7 protein-coding genes and 1 tRNA gene are annotated in these 7,699 nt (G+C 67.9%); 7 read left to right on the top strand and 1 reads right to left on the bottom strand.

Annotation, left to right across the window (positions count from 1 at the left end; all coding sequences use genetic code 11):
• The 6 genes from ACWDTP_RS35825 to ACWDTP_RS35800 all read left to right on the top strand — a co-directional run.
• On the top strand, positions 1 to 473 hold a 473-nt coding region (locus tag ACWDTP_RS35825), incomplete at its 5' end, for a UvrB/UvrC motif-containing protein (protein ID WP_450027966.1).
• 45 nt (positions 474 to 518) lie between these two features.
• Complete coding sequence (locus ACWDTP_RS35820; RefSeq protein ID WP_450027965.1) at positions 519 to 1,952, top strand: MFS transporter; 1,434 nt, start codon at positions 519 to 521, stop codon at positions 1,950 to 1,952.
• Between the two features lie 103 nt (positions 1,953 to 2,055).
• The gene (locus ACWDTP_RS35815; protein ID WP_450027964.1) at positions 2,056 to 2,847 is read left to right on the top strand and encodes a DUF899 domain-containing protein; all 792 of its coding nucleotides are present in this window, start codon (positions 2,056 to 2,058) and stop codon (positions 2,845 to 2,847) included.
• Positions 2,848 to 2,892: 45 nt separating this feature from the next.
• A tRNA-Cys gene (locus ACWDTP_RS35810) sits at positions 2,893 to 2,963 on the top strand.
• An 88-nt stretch (positions 2,964 to 3,051) separates the two neighbouring features.
• Positions 3,052 to 3,903 carry an acyl-CoA thioesterase gene (locus tag ACWDTP_RS35805; RefSeq protein ID WP_450027963.1) on the top strand — a complete coding sequence of 284 codons (852 nt, stop codon included), beginning with the start codon at positions 3,052 to 3,054 and terminating at the stop codon, positions 3,901 to 3,903.
• A gap of 296 nt (positions 3,904 to 4,199) precedes the next feature.
• Positions 4,200 to 4,643 (top strand): universal stress protein, encoded by a 444-nt coding sequence (locus ACWDTP_RS35800; protein WP_450027962.1) that lies wholly within the window; start codon positions 4,200 to 4,202, stop codon positions 4,641 to 4,643.
• A gap of 6 nt (positions 4,644 to 4,649) precedes the next feature.
• Here the strand turns inward: ACWDTP_RS35800 and ACWDTP_RS35795 are convergent, their stop codons facing one another.
• Positions 4,650 to 5,333, bottom strand: a complete 684-nt coding sequence (locus ACWDTP_RS35795) for an MBL fold metallo-hydrolase (RefSeq protein WP_450027961.1) — start codon at positions 5,331 to 5,333, stop codon at positions 4,650 to 4,652.
• A 73-nt stretch (positions 5,334 to 5,406) separates the two neighbouring features.
• On the opposite strand from ACWDTP_RS35795, the gene uvrA reads away from it, so the two are divergent.
• A partial coding sequence (uvrA, locus tag ACWDTP_RS35790) for an excinuclease ABC subunit UvrA (protein ID WP_450027960.1) occupies positions 5,407 to 7,699 on the top strand: 2,293 nt, incomplete at its 3' end.

Below are 7,699 nucleotides of genomic sequence, written 5' to 3'. Positions count from 1 at the left end.
GCAACGTGTCGGGCGAGGTCCACATGTACGCCGACAAGATCACCGATTCGATGCGCGAGGCCATCGACGAGACCGAGCGACGGCGGGCCAAGCAGATCGCCTTCAACGAGGCCAACGGTATCGATCCGCAACCGCTGCGCAAGAAGATCGCCGACATCCTCGACCAGGTGTACCGCGAGGCCGACGACACGGCGGATGTCGAGGCGGTGCCGGTCGGGGGCTCGGGACGGAACGCTTCACGCGGGCGCCGGGCCCAGGGCGAGCCGGGCCGGGCGGTGAGTGCGGGCATCGTCGAGGGCCGCGACACCGCGACCATGCCGCGGGCCGAGTTGGCCGACCTCATCAAGGATCTGACCGAGCAGATGATGACGGCCGCGCGGGATCTGCAGTTCGAGTTGGCCGCCCGGATCCGCGACGAGATCGCCGATCTGAAGAAGGAACTGCGCGGGATGGACGCGGCCGGCCTCAAGTGACCCGGTGTTGACCTCAACAGCGGTTCAGCTTCTAGCGTCGTCGTCGTGACCGAAATCGTGACCGCCGATGCGGGAACCTGGCGGCAGTTACTGGGGCGCCGCCATCTTGGCGCGTCGACCGTGCTCGCCGGCGGTGTGTTGTTGTACGCCACCAACGAGTTCCTCACCATCAGCCTGTTGCCGAGCGCGGTCGCCGACATCGGCGGGCAGCGCTTGTACGCCTGGGTCACGACGGTCTACCTGGTCGCGTCGGTGGTCGCCGCCACCACGGTGCATTCGACGCTGATGCGGTTGGGGCCGCGCTTGGCATATCTGGTGGGGCTCACCGTGTTCGGTGCGGGGAGCCTGGGCTGCGCATTGGCGCCGAGCATGCAGATCCTGCTGGCCGGCCGGGTCGTGCAGGGTTTCGCCGGCGGACTGCTGGCCGGGCTGGGCTACGCGGTGATCAACACCGCACTGCCGAACACCTTGTGGACCAAGGCTTCCGCGCTGGTGTCGGCGATGTGGGGGGTCGGCACGCTGGTGGGGCCCGCATCCGGCGGGCTGTTCGCCCAGTACGGGCACTGGCGCTGGGCGTTCGGTGTGCTGGTGATCCTGACCGCCGCGATGGCCGTGCTGGTGCCCGTTGCGCTGCCCGCCCGCGGCCGGGAAGCGTCGCGGGCGCCGGGCATCCCGGTGTGGTCGCTGGCACTGCTCGGCTCGGCGGCGATGGCCGTCAGCGTCGCAGGCATCCCGCGTGATCCACGCTGGACCGCCGCCCTGCTGGTGCTCGGCGGCGCCCTGGTCGCCGGATTCGTCCTCGTCGATCGGCGGATGCCGGCATCGGTGTTGCCGCCGAGCACGTTCGGTGCCGGACCGCTCAAGTGGATCTACCTGACCCTCGGTGTGCTGATGGCGGCCACCATGGTCGACATGTACGTTCCGCTGTTCGGTCAGCGGCTGGCGCACCTGACGCCGGTGATGGCCGGGTTCTTCGCGGCGGTGCTGTCAGTCGGCTGGACGGCGGGGGAGATCGTCAGCGCATCGCTGCAGAACCGGCGGGTGGTCGTGCGTACGGTGGCGGTCGCGCCGCTGGTGATGGCGCTCGGTTTGGCGGCGGGCGCGGTGCTGGTCCGGGCCGGGATGGCGCCGTGGCTGGTGGTGCTGTGGGCACTGGCTCTGCTGGTCACCGGGGCCGGGATCGGCATCGCCTGGCCGCATCTGTCCGCCTGGGCGATGAGTAGCGTCGACGATCCCGCCGAGGGTCCGGCGGCCGCCGCGGCGATCAACACCGTGCAGCTGATCTGTGGGGCGTTCGGCGCCGGTTTGGCCGGTGTGGTCGTCAACCTCGCGGCGCCGGGTGGTGCGTCGGGCGCCGGCTCGCTGTTCGGGGCGTTCGCGGTGCTGGCGGCCGTCGGCACCGTCGCCTCAGCGCGCTCCGCCCTGCACCGCGAGCGCGCGTGTTTGTACCCCGCCACGCCGTCGAACCCCGGCATTTAGCGGTCGCTCGTCGAGCGCGAGGGACACGTTTCTGCCCCGGCGATGACTTTCGGGCAGGCAACGGGTCGGTACTGATAGGCCGATTTCAACGAGGAGTGATCCCATGCCCACGATTCCCACCGCATACCCCGACGTGGCCACCCACGACGAATGGCTCGCCGCCCGCAAGAAACTGCTCGCCCGCGAGCGGGAGGTCACCCACCTGCGCGACGCGGTGAACGCCGAGCGCCGGCGACTTCCGATGGTCAAGGTGGACAAGGACTATGTGTTCGACGGCCCCGACGGCGAGGCCGGGCTGTTGGACCTGTTCGACGGGCGCAGTCAGCTCTACATCCACCACTTCATGTGGATCGACGACATCGACGCGGGCTGCCCGAGCTGCACCGCCGCAGCGGATCTGACGTTCACCGAAGCGGACCGGGCGCTGCTGCACGCCAAGGACGTCACATTCGCGTGCGTGTCCCGGGCGGCCTACACCAGCATCCAGCGCTACCGCGACCAGCACGGCTGGACCTTCCCGTGGTACTCATCGCGGGACGGCGACTTCACCTACGATTTCCACGTGACGCTGGACCCGACCCGAAAAGCGTTGGAGTACAACTACAAATCCCGCGACGAACTGTATGCCGACGGGTTCACCGATGACGACCTGCGCGGCGACTGGCCCGGAGCCAGCGTGTTCCTGCGCCGCGGCGACGAGGTGTTCCACACGTATTCGGCCTATGCCCGCGGGCTCGACCATTCCGCCGTCGGATACCCATTCCTCGACCTGACGCCCTACGGGCGCCAGGAGCCGTGGGAGGACTCGCCGGCCGGCTGGCCGCAGGGCGGGATCGCCGCGGGCATGCCGGTCGACGGTGCCGAGCACGGCGACTTAAGTGATCACTGTGAGTGAAACGCTGGGCCGGCGCCCGCGGTGATGGCAAGGTCTGTCCCCGATGCGGGTGTGGCTGAGTGGCTAGGCACCGGCCTGCAAAGCCGTCTACACGGGTTCGAATCCCGTCACTCGCTCGGACGGGCGGGCCTTCCCTGCGGTGCAGCCGTGGGGGAGGCCGCACCCAGTGGTATCGGGTGGTGAGCCGGGCCGAATAATGCCGGGGTGCCCCTGCCGCAGCTCACCGACCTCCTGGCCACCCTGAACCTCGCCGAATCCGGCGACGGAAACTTCGTCGCCACCCAGCTCGACGGTCCCAACCACCACATCATCGGCGGGCATCTCGCCGCACAGGCGTTGATGGCGGCCGCTCGCACGGCGGCGGGGCGGTTGCCGCACAGCTTCCACGTCTATCTCCTGCGGGCCGGGGATGCGCGGTATCCGGTGGACCTGGAGGTGGTCGACCTGCGCGACGGCGGTGCGCTGTCCACCCGTCAGGTGACCGCCCGTCAGGCCGGGGAGGTGTTGCTGGAGGCGTTGGTCTCGCTGAGCGGTCCGGTGGACTCGGTGGATTATCAGCGGACGCTGCCCGAGGTGGCCGACCCCGATACGTTGCCCGCGGTGCAGGATCAGCTCCGGGCGTACGCCGACGAGCACCGCGGGTTCTGGGTGCGTCCCCAGGCCATCATGCGACGCTACGTCGACGCACCGCCACGGCTGGCGCGCGACCTTCCCGAACCTCCGGAGCGCACCCGGATGTGGTGGCGCCCAGCGGAATCCGTTCCCGACGATCCGATCCTGGGCAGCTGCCTGCTGACCTACGTGACGGGCACGACGATGTTGGAAGCCGCGATGACGATGCGTCGCACCGATCAGCTCAGCGTGTTCTCTGCGCTGATCGACCATGCCCTGTGGTTTCACCGGCCCGTCGATCTGTCCGACTGGGTGCTGTCCGATCAGGCGTCGCCCAGCGGGATTCACGGCCGGGGGTTGGCCGGTGCCACGCTCTACAACAGGTCCGGGGAGCTGGTCTGCACGGCGACCCAGGAGATGTATTTCGGCCGTGGCCGGCGTTGACTCACGATCGAGGGGTGATCTGCGTCCCCGGCCGCCGTCGATGAGGTCTGCGCCACCCGGTGTGTCGTGAAATCCGCTATTCGGGACGCCCTTTGGTCCCGGGCCGGGTCATGTAGATCACGGTGTCCCCGATTTCGGCGTTGCTGTGGTTACCATCGGTGCCGGTAGAACGTCGCCGAGCCGATACTCGGGCCGGTTTGTCCGCTGGGCGTACGGGTGTCGTGATTCGCGCCCCTGCCCAGCGAGCACGGGTTACTGTCTCGGGTGGCGTTGCAACTGACAGTGGGAGGGTATGGATGAGCGCCTATCGAACCGTGGTGGTCGGTACGGACGGATCTGATTCGTCGCTGCGTGCAGTTGACCGCGCCGGTCAGATTGCCGCCGGAGCGAACGCCAAGCTGATCGTGGCGACCGCATACTTCCCACAGAGCGAAGACCAGCGTGCCGCCGATGTGCTCAAGGAGGAGGGCTACCAGATGGCGGGCAACGCCCCGATCTACGCCATCCTGCGGGAGGCATCCGAGCGCGCGAAGTCGGCCGGTGCCGAAGACATCGAAGAGCGGCCCATCGTCGGGGCACCCGTCGATGCGCTGGTCGAGTTGGCCGACGAGGTCAAGGCCGACCTGCTGGTGGTCGGCAACGTCGGGCTGAGCACCATCGCCGGCCGGCTGCTCGGCTCGGTGCCCGCCAACGTGGCGCGCCGGTCCAAGACCGACGTGCTCATCGTGCACACCAGCTAGCGCGGTCTACCAGCCGCGTTCGCGCCACTGGGCCAGGTTGGGCCGCTCGGCGCCGAGTGTGGTGTCGTCGCCGTGGCCCGGGTAGACCACCGTCGTGTCGTCGTACACGTCGAACACCTTGCTGGTGACATCGCCCAGCAGGGTGTCGAAATCGCCTGGCTGCCAGGTTTTGCCGACCCCACCCGGAAACAGGCAGTCGCCGGTGAACAGGTGGGTCACCCCGTCGGTCGCCTTCAGCGCCAGGGCGACCGAGCCGGGCGTGTGTCCGCGCAGGTGGATCACGTCGAACTCAAGATCACCGATGCCGACGGTGTCGCCGTCGGCCAGAATCCGGTCCGGGGTGACCGGGAGCGGTTCGGCGTCGAGCTGATGCGCCGCGGTCGGGGCGCCGGTGGCCTTGGTCACTGCTTCCAGTGCCTGCCAGTGGTCGAAGTGCTGGTGGGTTGTGACGATCAGGGCCGGCTTCTGGGTGTTCGACTCGATCAGGTTCAGCAGGAGATCGGCGTCGTTGGCGGCGTCGATGAGCACGGTCTGGCCGGTCTTCGCGCAGGTCACCAGGTAGGCGTTATTGTCCATCGGGCCCACCGACGCCTTCACGATGGAGGCACCGGGAATACTCCGCCGGGCGGCGGTCTTGGGTTCGACATGTCCGGTGTAGGTCTCGTTGACCGTGATCTGGGGGCTGGTCATGACCTCACGGTATCGGGCTTGTCAGTGGTCGGACATAGCATGGGCGTGAACTCTGCCGTGGGAAAGGAAACGCGTGGCTGACCGGCTGATTGTCAAGGGTGCCCGCGAGCACAATCTGCGAGGTGTCGACCTCGATCTGCCGCGCGACGCCCTGATCGTGTTCACCGGATTGTCGGGGTCGGGCAAATCGTCGCTGGCGTTCGACACCATCTTCGCCGAGGGGCAGCGCCGCTACGTCGAATCGCTTTCGGCGTACGCCCGGCAGTTCCTCGGCCAGATGGACAAGCCCGACGTCGACTTCATCGAGGGCCTGTCACCCGCGGTGTCCATCGACCAGAAGTCGACCAACCGCAACCCGCGGTCCACGGTCGGCACCATCACCGAGGTCTACGACTACCTGCGTCTGCTCTACGCCAGGGCGGGCACGCCGCACTGCCCGGTGTGCGGTGAGCGGATCGCCCGCCAGACCCCGCAGCAGATCGTCGACCAGGTGCTCGCGATGGACGAGGGCCTGCGGTTCCAGGTGCTCGCGCCCGTCGTGCGGACCCGCAAGGGCGAGTTCGTCGACCTGTTCGACAAGCTCAACACCCAGGGCTACAGCCGGGTCCGGGTGGACGGCGTGGTGCACCCCCTGACCGACCCGCCGAAGCTCAAGAAGCAGGAGAAACACGATATCGAGGTGGTCGTCGACCGCCTCACCGTGAAGGCCTCCTCGAAGCAGCGCCTCACCGACTCAGTGGAGACCGCGCTGAATCTCGCCGACGGCATCGTGGTGCTGGAATTCGTCGATCGCGAGGACGACCATCCGCACCGCGAGCAGCGCTTCTCCGAGAAGCTGGCCTGCCCCAACGGCCATCCGCTGGCCGTCGACGACCTGGAACCGCGGTCGTTCTCATTCAACTCGCCCTACGGTGCCTGCCCGGAGTGCACCGGCCTGGGCATCCGCAAGGAGGTCGACCCCGAGCTGGTGGTGCCCGACCCGGAGATGACGCTGGCCGAAGGCGCGGTAGCGCCGTGGTCGATCGGCCAGAGCGCCGAGTACTTCACCCGGATGCTGTCGGGCCTCGGGGACCAGATGGGCTTCGACGTCGACACCCCGTGGAAGAAGCTTCCGGCCAAGGCGCGCAGGGCCATCCTGGAAGGGTCCGATCACCAGGTCCACGTCCGGTACAAGAACCGGTACGGCCGTACCAGGTCGTATTACGCCGACTTCGAAGGCGTGATGGCGTTCCTGCAGCGGCGCATGGAGCAGACCGACTCGGAGCAGATGAAGGAACGCTACGAGGGCTTCATGCGCGACATCCCGTGCCCGGAATGCAACGGGACCCGGCTCAAGCCCGAGATCCTGGCCGTGAGCATGGCCGCGGGGAAGTTCGGGTCGAAGTCGATCGCACAGGTGGCCGAGCTGTCGATCGCGGACTGCGCGGAGTTCCTCAACGCGCTGACCCTGGGCACCCGCGAGCAGGCGATCGCCGGCCAGGTACTCAAGGAGATCCAGTCCCGGCTGGGCTTCCTGCTCGACGTCGGGCTGGACTACCTGTCGCTGTCACGGGCGGCGGCCACACTGTCCGGCGGTGAGGCCCAACGCATCCGGCTGGCCACCCAGATCGGGTCGGGTCTGGTCGGGGTGCTCTACGTGCTCGACGAGCCCTCGATCGGACTGCACCAACGCGACAACCGCAGGCTGATCGACACCCTGGTGCGCCTGCGCGACCTCGGCAACACGCTCATCGTCGTCGAACACGATCTCGACACCATCGCGCATGCCGACTGGGTGGTCGACATCGGCCCGGCCGCCGGTGAGCACGGCGGCCGCATCGTGCACAGCGGCACCTACGACGACCTGCTACACAATCCCGAATCCCTCACCGGGGCTTACCTTTCCGGTAAGGAGAGCATCGAGGTGCCGGCGATCCGGCGTCCCACCGACAAGAAGCGGCAGATCACCGTGGTGGGGGCCAGGGAGAACAACCTGCGAGAGATCGACGTGGCTTTCCCGCTCGGCGTGCTGACCTCAGTGACCGGGGTGTCGGGCTCGGGCAAGTCGACGCTGGTCAACGACATCCTGGCCTCGGTCATGGCCAACAAGCTCAACAAGGCCAGGCAGGTGCCGGGCCGGCACACCCGGGTCAACGGCCTGGATCAACTCGACAAGCTGGTCCGCGTCGACCAGTCGCCGATCGGACGCACCCCGCGGTCCAACCCGGCCACCTACACCGGCGTCTTCGACAAGATCCGCTCTCTGTTCGCCGCCACCACCGAGGCCAAGGTCCGCGGCTACCAACCCGGCCGGTTCTCCTTCAATGTCAAGGGGGGACGCTGCGAGGCCTGTTCGGGCGACGGCACCATCAAGATCGAGATGAACT

Source organism: Mycobacterium sp. NPDC003449, from assembly GCF_053588415.1.
The sequence above is the reverse complement of the archived record's forward strand: the minus strand, read 5'-3'. Positions and strand labels throughout refer to the sequence as shown.

Excerpts from the sequence above, each read along its gene's own strand:
- ACWDTP_RS35815 (WP_450027964.1), top strand. The coding sequence starts at position 2,056 with ATGCCCACGATTCCCACCGCATACCCCGACGTGGCCACCCACGACGAA.
- ACWDTP_RS35800 (WP_450027962.1), top strand. The coding sequence starts at position 4,200 with ATGAGCGCCTATCGAACCGTGGTGGTCGGTACGGACGGATCTGATTCG.
- ACWDTP_RS35795 (WP_450027961.1), bottom strand. The coding sequence starts at position 5,333 with ATGACCAGCCCCCAGATCACGGTCAACGAGACCTACACCGGACATGTC.